Annotated in this window: 15 protein-coding genes; 12 read left to right on the forward strand and 3 right to left on the reverse strand. The window is 36.3% G+C overall.

The features are described from left to right. Positions 1 to 54: 54 nt before the first annotated feature. Complete coding sequence (locus FHL06_RS02020; protein WP_153384581.1) at positions 55 to 792, forward strand: MerR family transcriptional regulator; 738 nt, start codon at positions 55 to 57, stop codon at positions 790 to 792. A gap of 59 nt (positions 793 to 851) precedes the next feature. On the opposite strand, the gene FHL06_RS02025 is transcribed toward FHL06_RS02020, so the two are convergent. The 3 genes from FHL06_RS02025 to FHL06_RS02035 all read right to left on the reverse strand — a co-directional run bounded on the left by FHL06_RS02025 (position 852) and on the right by FHL06_RS02035 (position 3078). Beyond that, positions 852 to 2084, reverse strand: a complete 1233-nt coding sequence (locus FHL06_RS02025) for a GH25 family lysozyme (protein ID WP_153384582.1) — start codon at positions 2082 to 2084, stop codon at positions 852 to 854. Positions 2085 to 2235: 151 nt separating this feature from the next. Continuing rightward, positions 2236 to 2619 carry a YxeA family protein gene (locus FHL06_RS02030; RefSeq protein WP_162000238.1) on the reverse strand — a complete coding sequence of 128 codons (384 nt, stop codon included), beginning with the start codon at positions 2617 to 2619 and terminating at the stop codon, positions 2236 to 2238. 123 nt (positions 2620 to 2742) lie between these two features. Continuing rightward, positions 2743 to 3078, reverse strand: coding sequence for a hypothetical protein (locus FHL06_RS02035; RefSeq protein ID WP_153384584.1), 336 nt, complete (start codon positions 3076 to 3078; stop codon positions 2743 to 2745). 334 nt (positions 3079 to 3412) lie between these two features. On the opposite strand from FHL06_RS02035, the gene FHL06_RS02040 reads away from it, so the two are divergent. The 11 genes from FHL06_RS02040 (at position 3413) to FHL06_RS02090 (ending at position 16566) form a co-directional block, all read left to right on the forward strand. Next, on the forward strand, positions 3413 to 4360 hold the full coding sequence (locus FHL06_RS02040; RefSeq protein WP_153384585.1) for a LacI family DNA-binding transcriptional regulator: 948 nt from the start codon (positions 3413 to 3415) through the stop codon (positions 4358 to 4360). Positions 4361 to 4453: 93 nt separating this feature from the next. Then, a complete protein-coding gene (locus FHL06_RS14995) occupies positions 4454 to 6115 on the forward strand; it encodes an alpha-amylase family glycosyl hydrolase (RefSeq protein ID WP_153384586.1) in 1662 nt (553 codons plus the stop codon). Positions 6116 to 6127: 12 nt separating this feature from the next. Then, on the forward strand, positions 6128 to 7423 hold the full coding sequence (locus FHL06_RS02050) for an alpha-amylase family glycosyl hydrolase (RefSeq protein WP_153384587.1): 1296 nt from the start codon (positions 6128 to 6130) through the stop codon (positions 7421 to 7423). Between the two features lie 168 nt (positions 7424 to 7591). After that, complete coding sequence (locus FHL06_RS02055) at positions 7592 to 8902, forward strand: ABC transporter substrate-binding protein (RefSeq protein ID WP_153384588.1); 1311 nt, start codon at positions 7592 to 7594, stop codon at positions 8900 to 8902. Between the two features lie 28 nt (positions 8903 to 8930). After that, the gene (locus FHL06_RS02060) at positions 8931 to 9791 is read left to right on the forward strand and encodes a carbohydrate ABC transporter permease (protein ID WP_153384589.1); all 861 of its coding nucleotides are present in this window, start codon (positions 8931 to 8933) and stop codon (positions 9789 to 9791) included. Then, on the forward strand, positions 9791 to 10603 hold the full coding sequence (locus tag FHL06_RS02065) for a carbohydrate ABC transporter permease (protein ID WP_153384590.1): 813 nt from the start codon (positions 9791 to 9793) through the stop codon (positions 10601 to 10603). The genes FHL06_RS02060 and FHL06_RS02065 overlap by 1 nt, the downstream gene beginning before the upstream one ends. Positions 10604 to 10625: 22 nt before the next feature. Beyond that, on the forward strand, positions 10626 to 11282 hold the full coding sequence (locus tag FHL06_RS02070) for a hypothetical protein (RefSeq protein WP_153384591.1): 657 nt from the start codon (positions 10626 to 10628) through the stop codon (positions 11280 to 11282). An 88-nt stretch (positions 11283 to 11370) separates the two neighbouring features. After that, on the forward strand, positions 11371 to 12474 hold the full coding sequence (locus FHL06_RS02075) for an ABC transporter ATP-binding protein (protein ID WP_153384592.1): 1104 nt from the start codon (positions 11371 to 11373) through the stop codon (positions 12472 to 12474). Positions 12475 to 12540: 66 nt separating this feature from the next. After that, positions 12541 to 14784, forward strand: coding sequence for a glycoside hydrolase family 65 protein (locus FHL06_RS02080; RefSeq protein WP_153384593.1), 2244 nt, complete (start codon positions 12541 to 12543; stop codon positions 14782 to 14784). 67 nt (positions 14785 to 14851) lie between these two features. Then, positions 14852 to 15538 carry a beta-phosphoglucomutase gene (pgmB, locus tag FHL06_RS02085; RefSeq protein WP_153384594.1) on the forward strand — a complete coding sequence of 229 codons (687 nt, stop codon included), beginning with the start codon at positions 14852 to 14854 and terminating at the stop codon, positions 15536 to 15538. A gap of 44 nt (positions 15539 to 15582) precedes the next feature. Continuing rightward, positions 15583 to 16566, forward strand: coding sequence for an aldose epimerase family protein (locus tag FHL06_RS02090; RefSeq protein WP_153384595.1), 984 nt, complete (start codon positions 15583 to 15585; stop codon positions 16564 to 16566). The last annotated feature ends 11 nt before the right edge of the window (positions 16567 to 16577 follow it).

The raw sequence follows: 16577 nt of genomic DNA on the forward strand, positions 1-16577 counted from the left end.
GCTAACGACCTAACGTAATAGTCTATAAAAGAAGTATCAAAGGAAGTGAAATCTATGTCAGAATACACAACTGGTGAACTTGCAAAAATTGCTGAAGTATCTGTTCGGACGTTACAGTACTACGACAGAAAAGAATTACTTAAACCGAGCCAAGTTTTAGATAATGGCAAGAGAATTTATGATGATAATGATTTACAACGTTTAAAGATGATTTTGTTATTAAAGGCGTTAGGAATTTCTTTAAAAGCAATTGCCGAGATTCTTGAAAGTCCTAATTCAGTGACAATTTTGAATCTTTTGTTGGAACAGCGACAAAAAGAATTGAAGGCTACTATCAAAGATTCTAAATCCAAATTGAAGACGGTCGAAGATCTGCAACGTAATTTACCACAAATCAGTCAAATCCAAATCGAGACGATCGATGACATAGAAAAGATTATGGACAATAAGAAAAAATTGCGTAAGGTACATTTAATGATGATTTTATACGGTATTCCCTTGGACATTTTGGAATGGGGCAGCTTATTTTGGGGTGTTTTTAAAGGAGTCTGGTGGCCATTTATTGTAGCAATTGTAATTGCAATCATTGTAGCTAGTGCTTTGACCTATTTTTACTACAAAAATAATGCTTACATTTGTCCCAATTGCAATTCTCAAATCAAGCCAAGTTTTAAAGAGATCATTTTTGCCAAACATAATTTAAAAACGCGTAAATTAACCTGTCTCGTTTGTGGTAAAAAAGATTACTGCGTTGAAGTTTATGATGATAGAAATTTTTCAAAACAAGCGTAAAAAAATATCTTGAAACCTCAATTGATTTCAAGACATTTTATATTTATTTTATTAAATTATTAACTAATGACATAAGTTGAAGCGACCCATTCGTTAGTAGCAACACGATAATAAGTTACGCCATCAACAGTTTTAGTTTGATCAGTAACCCAAGAAGTATTGTTACCTAAAGCACGGTTAGAAACAGTCTTCATTGTGCCATCGTCTTGTAAAGCCATCAATGTGACATATGCAGAAGATGAATCACTGACTTTGATTACGTCAGTATCACTTGAAGCTGAATCAGTCGAACTGCCTGAATTGCCACTAAGATATTTAGCATTGACCCATTCATTAGTAGCAACACGATAATAAGTTACGCCATCAACGGTCTTTGTTTGATCAGTAGCCCAGGAAGTATTGTTACCCAAGGCACGATTAGAAACAGTAGCCATTGAACCATCATTTTGCAAGGCAACTAGTGGAACGTAACTGCCGGATGAATTTGAAACGGTGATTGAACCTGTACCAGAGTTTGAGCCACTGTCAGTTGTAGCAGAAGAATCTGAGGAACTAGAATCTGAACTATTATCACCAGTTGTTGTAGTAGTTGATCCAGTAGGTGATTCATAACTAGTAAAGTAATCGTCATAAAGTTCAGAAACATCGAAGTTACCGTAACTGCCACTAAATTGATAAGTACTTGACCATTGCCATGCGTGATAGCCGGTATACCATTCTTGACCAGCTGGATTGTAAGGATAAGATGCAATCCAACCGTCATCGACGGTCATTTTTGAACCGACCCATGAGCCCATAGTGTAGATACATGAACGGTACCCGTATTTAGCAATTTCTGTCATAAAGGCTTTATTATTAGCGTCATTTTGAGCTGTTGTTAAAGAACTCTGTTCAGAACTCTCCACATCAGTAGCTAAGACAGCTCCTGTTGGCAATCCATCAGCCTGAGCTGTCTTACCAGCAAAATCAGCTTCAGCAATGGCACCACTGACAGTACTATATCTAGCGTAGTGATAGCCATTGACATAAAGTCCAGCTGCTTGTGCATTCTTGATTGCAGTTGCAGCATCAGCATCTTTATAAGAAGACCCTTCACTAATTTTAGTAACCATTGACTTTACGCCGTAGTTACTATACATATCTTGAAAATTTGCGAGTGTCATAGAACCATTGTTGTTAGAGACATCGACCATATCTGTACGTGCAGCGTCAACATTGGTTGCACAAAAGAACAACGTGATCATTGACATCATCATAGCAAGAGCTACGACAAATTTTTTCTTAAAAACCATAAACCCTTTCTCCCTTTTGTTGCTTTAGCAACATAAGAAAGTATAGTCATTATTTAGATCAAATATAATGAAAGTTACACAATTGTTCTCAGAAATTAACATCGTAATAAACGTGTAATCAAAAAGTAAAAAAATCTATTGAAATTTGTAACTAATTTGTGGCATTATTTATAAGTCTGTCTAAAGTTTTCCGAGGTACTTGATTTTTTTTGACCTTCTCCCAAGACAAGACGCGCTTGCGATGATCATTATAAGAGATTTTTATATAATTATTTGGTTTAATCGGACGACCAATGGCACTATCAAATTTTAGTAATTTTTTGGTTCCGTTTCTATTGAAAGAATCCTGGTTGTAATAATAAGTTGGAAGTTCATTACCTGAATCATCTTTTTCAATAACTTCTTTATAAGATTTACCAATATAGGTGTAATAGTCATCCCCAGTGTAGTTAGGAACATACCACAATTGATAAATTAAAATAGGAATTAATAAAACAATTATGATACTTAATCCGCTTAATAATTTTTTACTCATAAAATAATCCTCCATGATTCTTAAAAAGGATATCATGCACCTTAATGACTTGATACTAACGTTTTTGTAAGGTTTGTAAGATATCGTAAGAAAAACTGTTTACAGAGGGTTAAGTAATGTTAGTTATAAAGGAAAATTGTTTTCGTATTGTCCAATATCATCATGATATTTGATTAGAGCATTTATGGCAGAATTTGGACCTATATTATAGAAGAAAGATTGTCCAATTGGAATAATTTTTCCGTCTAAAGGAATAGTTTCTTGATCGATAATGAGTTGGTCTAATTTGATTGGAATTTGACCAATATTTCTAATTTCCAATTGTTGCTGATTTCTCAAACAAACTAAATAAGGGCGACTGGATTGAAAAAGCATTTTATTTCGCAATTTAACAGCCTTGGCCATTTGAAAGAGCGTGATGCTGACTAAGATAGTACCAACAATTAATGTTATTGCCATAATGATTCCAGAAATTATCAGAAGAATCTGGGTGGAGTGATCCATGATTTTGTTCCTTTCACATTTAGTCTTACGTTTTTGTCACATTTTGCTAACAATTTAGTCATAGAACTAAAAAGATATTTACAACTAATATTTTAGCATTGATAATGAAATTCGATAGATGTTAACAGCATCTACCTAATAAAAAACACACCAATAGTTACTGGCTCCGTAACTGTTAAATCATCCATTTTATAATGGGTGATTTTTTTTCTTCCAAAAAATAATAAAAATAGCGTTGAAAGGGGTTTAAATTGTTATAATTAAATTGTGATATATGGGGGGAAAGAACATGACTACTTTACTTGATGTAGCTAAAAAGACCAATGTTTCTAAAATGACAGTATCACGCGTTATCAATCATCCAGAAAAGGTCACAGATGAACTGAAAAAGTTAGTTTATCAAGCGATGCATGATTTGGACTACCATCCAAACATGATTGCTAAGGCCTTGGTCAATAAAAATACGCGGATTGTCAAACTCTGCATTTTGGAAGATATTGATACAACAGAACCATATTATATGAATTTAATGATTGGAATTGCGAAAACTTTGGATCTACATCAATATTCTTTGCAGTTAGTCACACGTCGGAATTTCGATATTGGTAATTGCGATGGCTATATCATCACAGGTATGCGTGAACATGATGTCGACTGGATTAAGAAATTAGAAAAGCCAGTGATTATGTTTGGTGAGAACCGCTATGGGTTAGATTATGTTGATACTAACAATAAAGCGGGAACTTATTTATTATCGCAATTAGCTTTAAAAAAGGGTTATGACAAATTAGTTTATATTGGCATCGATAGTAAGGAATCGTTTGAATATTCTCGTGAAGCTGGTTATTTGCAACAGGTTCAGGAAAAAAGAATGATGCCCGAATTGCATCGATTTGAGAATCATAGTCATTTGGCTTCAGATTTCATCAAGGATAATTGGCAAAAGATTGAAAAGAATACTGCTTTTATCTGTGCTTCAGATCGATTGGCAATCGGAGTTGAACGGGGAATCATGCGCTGTGGAGGTGATATCCCCAAAGATTTTGGCGTTACTGGTTTTGATGGAGTATTTTTGAATCAGGTCGCTTCGCCTAAAATCACGACTATTAAACAATCAATCATTGAGATGGGCAGTGCTTGTGGTGAGAATCTGTTAGACAAGATTGATGGCAACGAAACTCAAGGTTCCTTAATTTTTCAGCCTAAGTTGAGCTTAGGCGGTACGCTTCGAAAGTAAACTGTTACCGATAACATCAGTTAAAACCTTGCTAGTGTGAGGTTTACTTTTTTATACTGAGGTGTAAGGGCTTACAAAGAGGGGGAATGTATTGTGAATTGGTACGACAAAGCAATCATTTATCAAATCTACCCCAAAAGTTTCCAAGACACCAACAATGATGGTATCGGAGATCTCAAAGGGATAATCAAGCGTTTAAATTATGTAAAGGATATGGGTTTCAACACGATTTGGCTCAATCCTATCTTCGTTTCACCACAAGTCGACAATGGATATGACGTTTCAAATTATTTTGCGATTGATCCTATTCTCGGGGATACGAATGATTTTTCAGAAATGATAGAAAAGGCTCATCGTTTGGGTTTGCATATCATTTTAGACTTGCCGATCAATCACACATCTGATCAGCATCCTTGGTTTCAAGATGCTGTAGAAAAAGATAATAGTATTTTTAAGGATTATTATATTTGGCATAAAGAAGTAAATGGCCATGAACCTAATAATTGGGGCTCTTTTTTCGGCGGCAGCGTCTGGGAAAAGAATCCTCACAATCCTAAAGAATATTATTTCCACTTATTTGATAAGAGAATGCCTGATTTGAATTGGAAGAATCCAGAGGCGCAAAAGTCAATCGCTGATATTGCTAAGTTCTGGATTGAAAAGGGCGTCGATGGTTTTAGATTAGATGCCTTTATTCATGTTGCGAAGGCAAATTTTGCTCAAAATTCACTCGATAACTCGACCAAGTTTCCAATCGATGATCAATTTTATGCAAAATTACCGAAAGTTAAGAACTATATGGCAGGTTTTGTTAAAGAAATCAAGCAAATAAAGCCGGACGTCTTCTTATTTGGGGAAGCATCTTCAGCCACTGCTCGCGATGCCGCTGAATATACTCGACCAAACGAACATGTCTGCGATGTGGTTGTTAATTCAGATAACTATGGAGAAATTTTTGACGATAGTAATGCCGATATACCTAGATTTTTCCAATCACGAAAATTATCGCTTGATTCTTTGAAGAAAACCTATGTAACTTGGGAAAGCGTCTTAGATCAAGTTAGTTTGCCAACGTTGACTTGGGGCAATCATGATATCAGTCGGGTATTGGATCGCTTGAATTTACCAGTTAATGATTCGAGAGTAACTAAGTTATTAGCTACCTTATTATTCCTTCAAAGGGGCATCCCTGTAATTTACTACGGCGAAGAAATTGGGATGCATGGATTAAAATATGAACATATTAGTAATTTTCATGACCAAAGAGCTCTTGATTTAATTAAGACATTACGTCAAAAGGGATATAAAGATTCAAATATTTTGCAATTATTGAACAATCAAGATGAGATGACGGCACGTGGTCCAATGCAATGGGATACCTCGAAATATTACGGCTTCTCGAAAAAACAACCATGGAATTGGGCAAAAACTGAACCAATTTGTGTTGATGAGGAGATAAAAAATTCCAATAGTATTATGATGTTCTATAGAGAACTGTTGAAAATCAAACAGCATGACTGTTTTACAAATGGGAACTTTCAATTATTGATTACTAAACCGCAATTTTATGCTTATTTGAGAAAGACTCCGCAACAAAGTGGATTAGTTGTCGTTAATTTTTCAGATCAAGAGAGTAATTTCAATTTGCCAGTTGGCAAGTGGCATACAGTTCTGGCCAACTCTGACGTCCAAGTAGTCGATGGCGTTTTGAAAATTCAACCATGGGGAAGTTGTGCTTTTGAAACTAAATCATAGAGGGGTGTAAAAATGGCAAGTCAGACAGATATAAAATTAAGAAAAATGCAAATTTATAGTATTTTTGTCAGAAATCATACAAAAGAAGGAACTTTAAAAGCAATTGAACCAGATTTACAACGAATCAAGGATTTAGGGACAGATTGTATTTGGCTGTTGCCTATCTATCCGATCGGTCGCAAAGACAGAAAGGGTAAATTAGGCTCACCATACTCAGTTAAAGATTATCGTGCTGTCGATCCTAAATTGGGAACATGGCAAGATTTTCTGGAATTAGTTAAGAAGATTCATGAATTAGGGATGAAAGTGATGCTTGATATCGTCTATAATCACACATCACGCGATTCAGTCTTGCTACAAGTTCATCCAGAATGGTTTTTACACGATCACAATGGAAATTTGATCAATAAGAATCCCGATTGGACTGATGTGGCTGAATTAGATTATTCTCACAAAGCACTTTGGAATTATCAAATTGAGACGTTAAAACGTTATGCCAAAATCGTCGATGGCTTCAGATGCGACGTTGCTCCCCAAGTGCCAATCGAATTTTGGAAAGAGGCTCGTAAAGAAGTTGCTAAGGTTAACCCCAAGACGATTTGGCTAGCAGAATCAACAAGTAAAGACTATATAAAAGAACTTGGCCAAAAGGGCTATCACGTCTCATCAGATAGCGAATTATACAGTGCTTTTGATATGACGTATGATTACGATATCGATTCAATTTGGAGAAGCTATGTGAAAGGCGACATCACCTTAAAGAAGTACGTTGATGCTTTGAATACTCAAGGTGTTATTTATCCTGCTAATTATATCAAGATGCGGGGCTTAGAGAATCACGATCAGCCAAGAGTTCACAGTATTTTCATTAACGAAAACGATATGTACAATTGGACAGCTTTTTCAGCTTTCCAAAAGGGTTCAACTTTAGTTTATGCTGGGCAAGAATATGGCTTCAAGCATACGCCAGATTTGTTCAACAGCGATAAATTAGATTGGGATTCACCTAAGATGGATTTAACAAATCTGATTAAGACGATGCATGAATTAAGTCAAAGCGACATTCAAACATCTGGTTTCTATCGGATTACCGCACTTTTTGACGATATTGTGGAAGTTACTTATCGTTTAGGGAATATTTTGAGAGTTGGTCTCTTTTCACTTAAGGGTGGTTCAGGTGAAGTACCTGTTAATCTACCAAGTGACAACTATACCAATATGATAAATGATTCCTTAGTTCAGGTCCAAGATGGTATTTTACAGATTGACTATGACCCAATTATTATTCAAGGAGAACCATTAAGGTAAGACTAAAACAGCAATCCATTAGGATTTAGCTGTTTTTTTTTGCTCAAAATTGGGCAATTTTAAATTGTGTTATCGGTAACATTCTGAAAACGGTTGCAAATAAACCATTTGGGACCAATAATAAAAAGTGTAGTAAAGATATAATAATTTTTATAGGGGGCTTTGGAAATGAAGAAGAACTTCTGGAAGCGTTTAGGAAAACGCCTAGGAATTGTTGCTTTAGCTGCTGGGGCAGCGTTTATGTTAGCCGGTTGCGGAAACAGTTCGTCTTCGGGCAAGAACGTTAAGATTACGATCCTTCAAGGGAAGGTCGAGAATAACAAGCAATTCAAACAAATTGCTAAACAGTACGAGAAGAGCCATCCAAATGTAACTATTGAAGTCACATCTATCGGTGGTGGTACTCAATACGATCCTGTTTTAAAGACCAGAATTTCATCTGGTAATGCACCAACAATTTTCAGTTTGGCTGGTCCTGCTGATGTCAAGCAATTCAAGGCACATGAAGCAGATTTGTCAGATACAAAAGCTGCTAAAGCAGCTCAACCTGGAACATTGGATGCCGTCAAGAACGACCAAGGTAAGGCCGTTGGACTACCATTCAACGTTGAAGGTTATGGATTCGTTTATAATAAGAAGGTCTTTGAAAAGGCTGGTATCGATCCAGAAAGCTTGACAACAGTTGACAAACTTGAAGCTGCTGTTAAACAATTGGATGCTCAAAAGAGTGAATTAGGCATTAAAGGCGTCTTTGCTTTACCTGGTAAAGAAGCTTGGATCATGTCTGATCACTTGGCAAATCTTTATATTGCACAAGATTATAATGGCAATGCACAAAAACTTTACAAATCAAAGAAAATGCCATTTACAAAAAATGCTGATATGAAGACAATGCTTGATCTTCAAAAGAACTACTCAATCAAGCCAGTTATGCAATTGGATTATTCTGCACAAGTTAACCAATACTTCTCACAAGGTAAGACAGCCATGATTCAACAAGGTGACTGGATTTATCCAACAGTTGAAGGTATTGATAAGAACTTCGCACAAAATGACATCGGTATGATTCCTATTCCTGTACCTGGTGAAGAAGGCAAATTGCCAGTTGGTACATCATTGTACTGGGCTGTTAATAGTCAAAAGTCAAAGACAGAACAAAAAGCTGCTAAAGACTTCTTAGATTGGCTATACACATCTAAAGCTGGTAAGAAAGATGTTGTTAATAAATTGCACTTCGTACCTGCTTACAAAGGTTTCAGCAACTACAAGATGAGTGATCCATTAACATCTGTAGTCTTCAAATATACTCAAGAACACAAGACAACAGGCTGGGCATTCCCAGGATACACTGGTACTTCATGGGATCCAGACGTTGCACAACCAAATCTACAAAAGTACTTATCTGGCAAACAAAGCTGGGATAAGACAGTACAAAATATGACTGATGGTTGGGCTAAACAACAAAAATCATCTAATTAACTAAGAGTTACAAAAGAGGGCAATGAATATGAAAAATAGAAGTCTTTCGTTTTGGCTATTTTTAACGCCAACCCTCGTTGCGTTAGCTTTGGTAGTATTTATTCCGGTAATTGAAGGGCTGTTCTATTCATTTACCGACTGGGACGGTTTAACTTTTACCAAAATGGTAGGATTTCAAAATTACATTACATTGCTTCACGATAAGGCGTTTGTTAACGCCTTTTGGTTTACAGTGGGGTTTGTAATTGTCACTGTCATAATGCTGAACGTAATAGGCTTGGGATTAGCACTATTAGTTACACAAAAGTTTAAGGGAAACAACTTTTTACGTACGATTTTCTTCATGCCAAATATTATTGGTGGTTTAATTTTAGGTTTCATCTGGCAATTCATTTTTACTCAAGGCTTCCAGGCTTTAGGTAATGCTTTGCATATGGATTGGCTACAAAATTGGTTGACTAATGAGGTCACTGGTTTTTGGGGCTTAGTAATTGTTACGGTATGGCAAATGAGTGGTTATATCATGATCATTTATATCGCCTATCTACAAAATATTCCTGGTGAAATCATTGAAGCTGCAAAGATTGATGGAGCTTCTGCATGGCAACGTTTCACAAAGATTACGTTCCCAATGATCGCTCCAGCATTTACAGTTTGCATGTTTTTAACATTATCAAACGGTTTTAAGATTTATGATCAAAACTTGTCATTGACAAATGGTGGTCCATACAATTCAACACAAATGTTAGCGATGGATATCGTTAATACCGCTTATAATTCAGCTAACTTCTCCTTGTCAGAAGCTAAAGCTATCGTGTTCTTTGTCATTGTTGCCGCAATTTCGCTTTTGCAAGTTGCTTATAACCGTAAGAGGGAGGCTGATCTCTAATGACTAAGAAAGGTAGAACTATCATTGGAATCATCGGACTCTTAATAGGTATCTTATGGCTGTTCCCATTTTATTTAATCGTGACGAACTCATTTAAGACACCTAAAGGGATTTTCGCTTCAGTACTATCGTTACCACATCCTAGTACCGGCGATAACTACGTCAATTCATTTCAGGCTTTGCACTTTATCGCTTCATTGACGAATTCGCTAATTATTACCGTTTGCAGTGTATTGGTCCTCATTTTATGTTCTTCGATGGCTGCATACGCACTTCAAAGAAATCACAGTAAATTGAGCAGTGGATTGCTTCTATTGTTTATTTCCGCAATGTTGATTCCATTTCAATCAGTTATGATTCCTTTAACAGCAAACTTCGGTGCTGTACATTTTCTAAATATGTGGGGCCTAGTTATTATGTATCTCGGATTTGACTGCAGTTTGTCAGTCTTCTTGTATCAAGGTACATTATCAAGTATCCCTATCGCAATGGATGAATCAGCTGAAATGGAAGGGGCAAGTCGTTGGCAGATCTTTACCAAGGTAATCTTCCCAATGCTTAGTCCCATCACAGTTACAGTTGCAATCTTGAACATCATTGCTATCTGGAATGATTATCTATTGCCATCACTAGTATTGCCACAAGCACAATACACGATTCCACTTCAGATGTTCAATTTTTTTGGTGAATACACAAAGCAATGGCATTTGGCCCTAGCTGGTATCACCATCTCCATCATCCCAGTTATCATCTTCTATCTATTTGCTCAAAAATGGATTATCAAAGGTGTTACTGATGGTGCTGTTAAGTAATTAAAGAAAGGACGAAATTATTGTGATCAATTTAAAATCTAAGAATGGTCAAAAATTAATGGCGAGTGGGAATTGGCTTTGGTCGTTGTTTACGATTAATTTCTCATTCTTCATTCTGAACTTTTCGTTAATTTTAACCGCAATAGTTTTGTTCAATTTAAAATTATCAGTCATGTTTTACATGATGTTATTCATTCTTTGGTTAATGTTTTCTGTTTTCACGATGCCCGGTCTGACTGCAAGTTTTGCGACAGTTCAAGAGTGGCAAGTGAACGGCAGCGTAAGTTTCTTCAAGTATTTTTTTAAAAAATGGTTTGATTTTCAGAAAAACTATCGAATCAATTTTGGATTAGGATTAGTTGCTAGTATCTTCATTGTGTTGAATAAGATTACTTTTGGAAATACTCAGTGGCACACAGTTGTTTTAACTTTTACCTTTGTATATTTCATGGTATTGGTAGCGACAAACTTTCAACTGGCGACCCACAAATTTAACAACATTTTGACTTTACTAGTTTCTAAACCCCTACCAATCATAGTTTCCGTAATTGTATTTTTAATCTTGATCTTGATGAATTTTGTTTTGCAACTGGCTTTTCTAAGCGCGGTCTGCAGCGTATCGCTTGCAACATACATATCTTACAGATTGCTTGGTGGTCAAATAGCTAAAAAGGATTGACTTTGGGTGTGGGTTACACATCTAGATTGATTAGTAAGATTAAACTTATTAGTTAACTGGAAGTCAAAAAATAAAAGGAGCGTTAGAAATGGTAAAAATAAATTTGGAACACATTTATAAACGCTATCAAGGTAATACTGACTATTCAGTTAGTGATTTCAACCTAGACATTAAAGATGGTGAATTTATTGTCTTCGTTGGACCTTCCGGGTGTGGTAAATCCACCACATTGCGCATGATAGCGGGTTTGGAGGATATTACAAAAGGCGACTTCAAGATGGACGGCAAAGTCATGAATGAAGTCCAACCAAAAGATCGTGATATCGCGATGGTTTTCCAAAATTATGCTTTGTATCCACATATGACCGTTTACGATAATATGGCCTTTGGTTTGAATATCCGTAAAAACGATAAAGCAGATACTAAAAAACGTGTTGATGATGCTGCTAATATTTTAGGCTTGACACCTTATCTAAAACGTAAACCTGCTGCTCTTTCAGGTGGTCAAAGACAACGTGTTGCCTTAGGACGTGCGATTGTCCGTGATGCAAATTTATTCTTGCTCGATGAACCATTGTCAAACTTGGATGCTAAATTGAGAGTTCAGATGCGTACTGAATTGGCTCAATTGCACCAACGTTTGGGACGTAACTTTATCTATGTTACTCACGACCAAGTTGAAGCTATGACTATGGCGGATCGAATCGTCATTATGAATGATGGTAAGATGCAACAAGTCGGAACACCTGCTGAATTGTACAGCAAGCCAGCTAACAAGTTCGTTGCTGGGTTCATTGGTTCACCTGCAACTAACTTCTTTGATGTCAAAATTCAAGACGGCAAAATTGTCAATAATGGCGGTTTAAACATTGCTGTTCCTGAAGGTCAATATAAAGTTCTCGAAAAGAAAGGCTATGTTGGTAAGGAAGTTACTTTCGGTATTCGTCCAGAAGACGTTCATGCTGAAGAAGTTGCTATTCAAGCTTTCCCTGATGCCTTAATAAATGCTAAGATCCAAGTTTCAGAATTACTAGGTGCTGAATCAATTCTTTATTCAAAAGTCGGCGGAACTGACTTTGTTGCAAAAGTTGATTCACGTGATCATCACAAACCTGGCGATGACGTTCAAATGGCTTTTGAAATGACAAAAGCACATTACTTTGACAAAGATACAGACGAAACGATTCTTTAAGGATTTTTAAAAGGTAATTGGGTATTGTTTACCTGATTACCTTTTTTAGTAGGAAGGTGTAAATTAATGCAAAGAATTTTTGAGGTCGATCCTTGGAATATTGTGACCCACAAATTAGATAAGAAAAATAAACGACTCCAAGAGAGTATGACCAGCCTTGGAAATGGCTACATGGGCATGCGTGGTAATTTTGAAGAAGATTATTCTGGTGATAGTCTTCCTGGAACTTACCTTGCTGGTATTTGGTATCCAGATAAAACCCGTGTCGGCTGGTGGAAAAATGGCTATCCAAAGTATTTTGGAAAAGTTATCAATGCTGTCAACTTCATAAAAATGAATTTTTTAATTAATGATTCAAAATTAGATTTAAATAAAGATACGATCAGTGATTTTAAATTAGATTTAAATATGCAAAACGCCACCTTGACGCGTAGTTTTGTCGTTGAAAAAGGCGATGCCAAAGTTAAGTTTAATTTTAGAAGATTTTTAAGCAGCGCTCAAAGAGAGTTATCGATTCAAAAAGTTAGTTTTGAAAATTTATCTAAAGACCCAGTCGATATTAAAGTTATTTCTGCTTTAGATGCTGATGTCAGAAATGAAGATGCTAATTATGATGAACGCTTCTGGCAAGTATTAGAAATTACTGACGACAGTATCATTGCAGAAACCAAACCAAACGATTTTGGAACGCCTAGATTTACTTCTGGCATGCAAGCAAGTTATGTTACTGACCTCACGCAAGTTGGACATGAAACAACCGATTTAGAAACCAGTCAAATCTTTTTAGATACCTTGCAGCCTAACGAGACTAAAACTATTGAAAAGCGTGTCGTTGTGGTAACTTCTCGTGATTATGACTCGGTCGACGATCTGCGGGATGCAATGGAAGGCATTTCTGCAAAAATTTCCAAAGTTTCATATGATGATTTATTTGCATCTCATCAAAACGTTTGGGAACAACGTTGGAATCAATCAGATATTAAAATTGATGGCGATGTTGATGCTCAACAAGGGATGCGGTTTAATCTCTTCGGATTATTCACCACATACTCTGGAGCCGATTCACGTTTGAATATTGGCCCTAAAGGATTTACTGGCGAGAAGTATGGCGGTGCAACTTATTGGGATACTGAAGCATTCTGTATTCCAGTTTATCTAGGAATCACTAATCCGGAAGTATCGCGTAATTTGTTGATGTATCGTTATAATCAATTGGATGGAGCCTTTGTTAACGCCAAGCAACAAGGCTTAAAGGGTGCTCTATTTCCAATGGTCACCTTCAATGGTATCGAATGTCATAACGAATGGGAGATTACCTTTGAGGAAATCCACCGTAACGGCGATATAGCTTTTGCAATTTATAATTACACACGTTATACCGGCGACAAGTCTTTCGTATTAAAGGAAGGCAGCAAGATTTTGACAGAGATATCACGCTTTTGGGCTGACCGGGTCCACTTTAGCAAACGTAAGGGCATGTACATGATTTATGGCGTTACAGGTCCTGACGAGTATGAAAATAATGTCGACAACAACTGGTACACGAATTTCTTAGCTAAATGGACTTTGAAATATACCTTAAAAGTTCTTGGCGAAGTTTCTGCAGAACAAGCTAAAAAGTTAAATGTCTCTGATGAAGAAAAAGCTCAATGGCAAGATATTATCGAGAAAATGTATTTGCCATTTGACGAAGATCTCGGAATTTTCGTTCAACAGGATGGCTTCTTGGATAAAGATATCAAACCTGTTAGCTCCATTCCTAAGGATCAATTGCCAATCAATCAACATTGGTCCTGGGATAAGATTTTACGTTCGCCTTATATCAAACAAGGAGATGTTCTTCAAGGCATTTGGGACTTTATTGATAAGTTTACTGAACGTGAGAAGAAACGTAACTTCGATTTCTATGAACCATTGACAGTCCATGAATCCAGTCTTTCACCTGCAATTCATTCTGTTTTGGCATCTGATTTGCACTATGAGCAGAAAGCGGTTGCATTATATGAGAGAACCGCTAGACTAGACTTAGACAATTATAATAATGACACCGCAGATGGTTTGCACATTACTTCAATGACCGGTGGATGGCTCGCAATGGTTCAAGGGTTCGCTGGAATGCGTGTTCATGATGATGGAACCTTGAGTTATAAACCATTTTTACCAGAAAAATGGAATGGTTATTCATTTAGACAAGTCTTCAGAGGACGTGTAATTGAAGTTTGTGTTCAAAAGGATGGATCTCACTTCAAACTTATTTCTGGAGAACCACTTCAAATTGAAGTGCATGATAAGCCACTTTTGCTTAAATAATTGTAAAATAAGAGTGTCTGGATAGATATATTCAGGCACTCTTTTATCAAAGGAGCTAATATAAAATATGGGAAAATTCGAACAGATCAAGGGATTTATCTTCGATTTAGATGGTGTGATTGCTAATACATCAGTCTACCACGCCAAAGCTTGGCACCAATTAGCTGATAAAGTAGGAGTTAGTTGGACAACAGATTTGGCAAACCAACTTAAGGGTGTTGGCAGAATGGATTCATTGAATCTTATTTTAAAATCAGGCAATAAGGAAAATGACTATTCTGACGAGCAAAAGGCAAGTCTAGCTGAAGAAAAAAACGACAACTACTTGCAGCTTTTGAAGTCACTAGACAAATCTGAAATTTTGCCTGGTATGGAGAAGTTCATTGAAGATTTGTCGGCTCATAATTATTTGATTTCTTTAGCTTCATCTTCAAAGAACTCGCCTCGAGTTTTGGAAGCTTTAGATTTGAATAAATATTTTGATGCGCGTGTCGATCCTGCTACTTTGAAACATGGCAAGCCAGATCCAGAAATTTATGTTCGTGGAGCTCAAGTTCTTAATCTTAAGCCAGAAGAATGTATTGGTTTAGAGGATGCTGTTGCCGGTATTACTTCGATTAATGGTGCTGGTGAAATTTCAGTTGGTATTGGCGATCCTGAAATTTTGAATGAAGCTGATATTAACTTCAAAGACACATCAGAAGTAACTCTAGAGAATATTGAGTCAGCAATGAAACGTAAATTAAATGTCTGATTCAATAGAAGATATTAGATAATTGTAGAGAAGCGAGGGTAAATATGTCAGTAACGAAAACAACTTTTGGAAAAATAGGTACAGAACCAGTCTACCTTTATAAAATAACGAATCAGAATCAAACTAGTATCAGCGTTTTAAGTTATGCTGCAACCTGGCAAAATTTTGAAGTTGTTGAAGATGGTGAGAAGCATTCACTGATTGAACACTTCGATAATTTGACCGATTACATCAAGACGCCTTATCAAGTAGGTAAGACGATTGGACGAGTTGCTGGTCGAATCAAAAATGCTGAATTCTCGATTGATGGTATTGATTATCAAATGAAACCTAATGAAGGTCAAAACTTGCTGCATGGTGGAGAAAATGGTTTACAATATCAAAACTTTAATGAAGCAGCAGTTGATGATAATTCGGTCTTTTTAAGTCATACTGTTAAAGGAGAGGATGGTTTTTCAGGTACTCTAAAAGTTGAGGTTCGTTATAGTCTCAGTGAAGATGACGAAGTTTCTATTACTTATCATGCTAAGACTGATCACGATACATTATTTAATCCAACTTGCCACGTTTATTTTGATGTTGGTTCAGAAAATATTCGTCAGCAACAATTACAAATTAATTCCAAGCATTTCTTGGATGTTGATGAAGGCAAGGTGCCAACTGGGAAACTATTAACAACAACTAATGCTTATGATTTCAACGATTTTAAGACAATTGGTCAAGGCTTGAAACAACTGAAGCCATTGCGTAAATATGAATTCGATGACGTTTTTGTAGTTAGTGATAAAGCAGCAACAATTAAATCTGATAAACGCGCCGTTGACCTTTATACAGATCGAAACGGCATGGTTATTTTTACAGCCAATCCAAAAGATGAGGCAAAGAACAAAAATTATGATTATAGTTCTTTAGCTATGGAGTTACAGACCTTACCTGACGCTATCAATCACGATGATTTCGGCAATACTGTTTTGAAAAAGGGTGCAGAAGTAAGTTACACTAATAAATATCAATATCGTAAATTATAATCGGTAATTAA

The sequence above is a fragment of the Companilactobacillus halodurans genome, from assembly GCF_009600985.1.
GTDB lineage: Bacteria > Bacillota > Bacilli > Lactobacillales > Lactobacillaceae > Companilactobacillus > Companilactobacillus halodurans.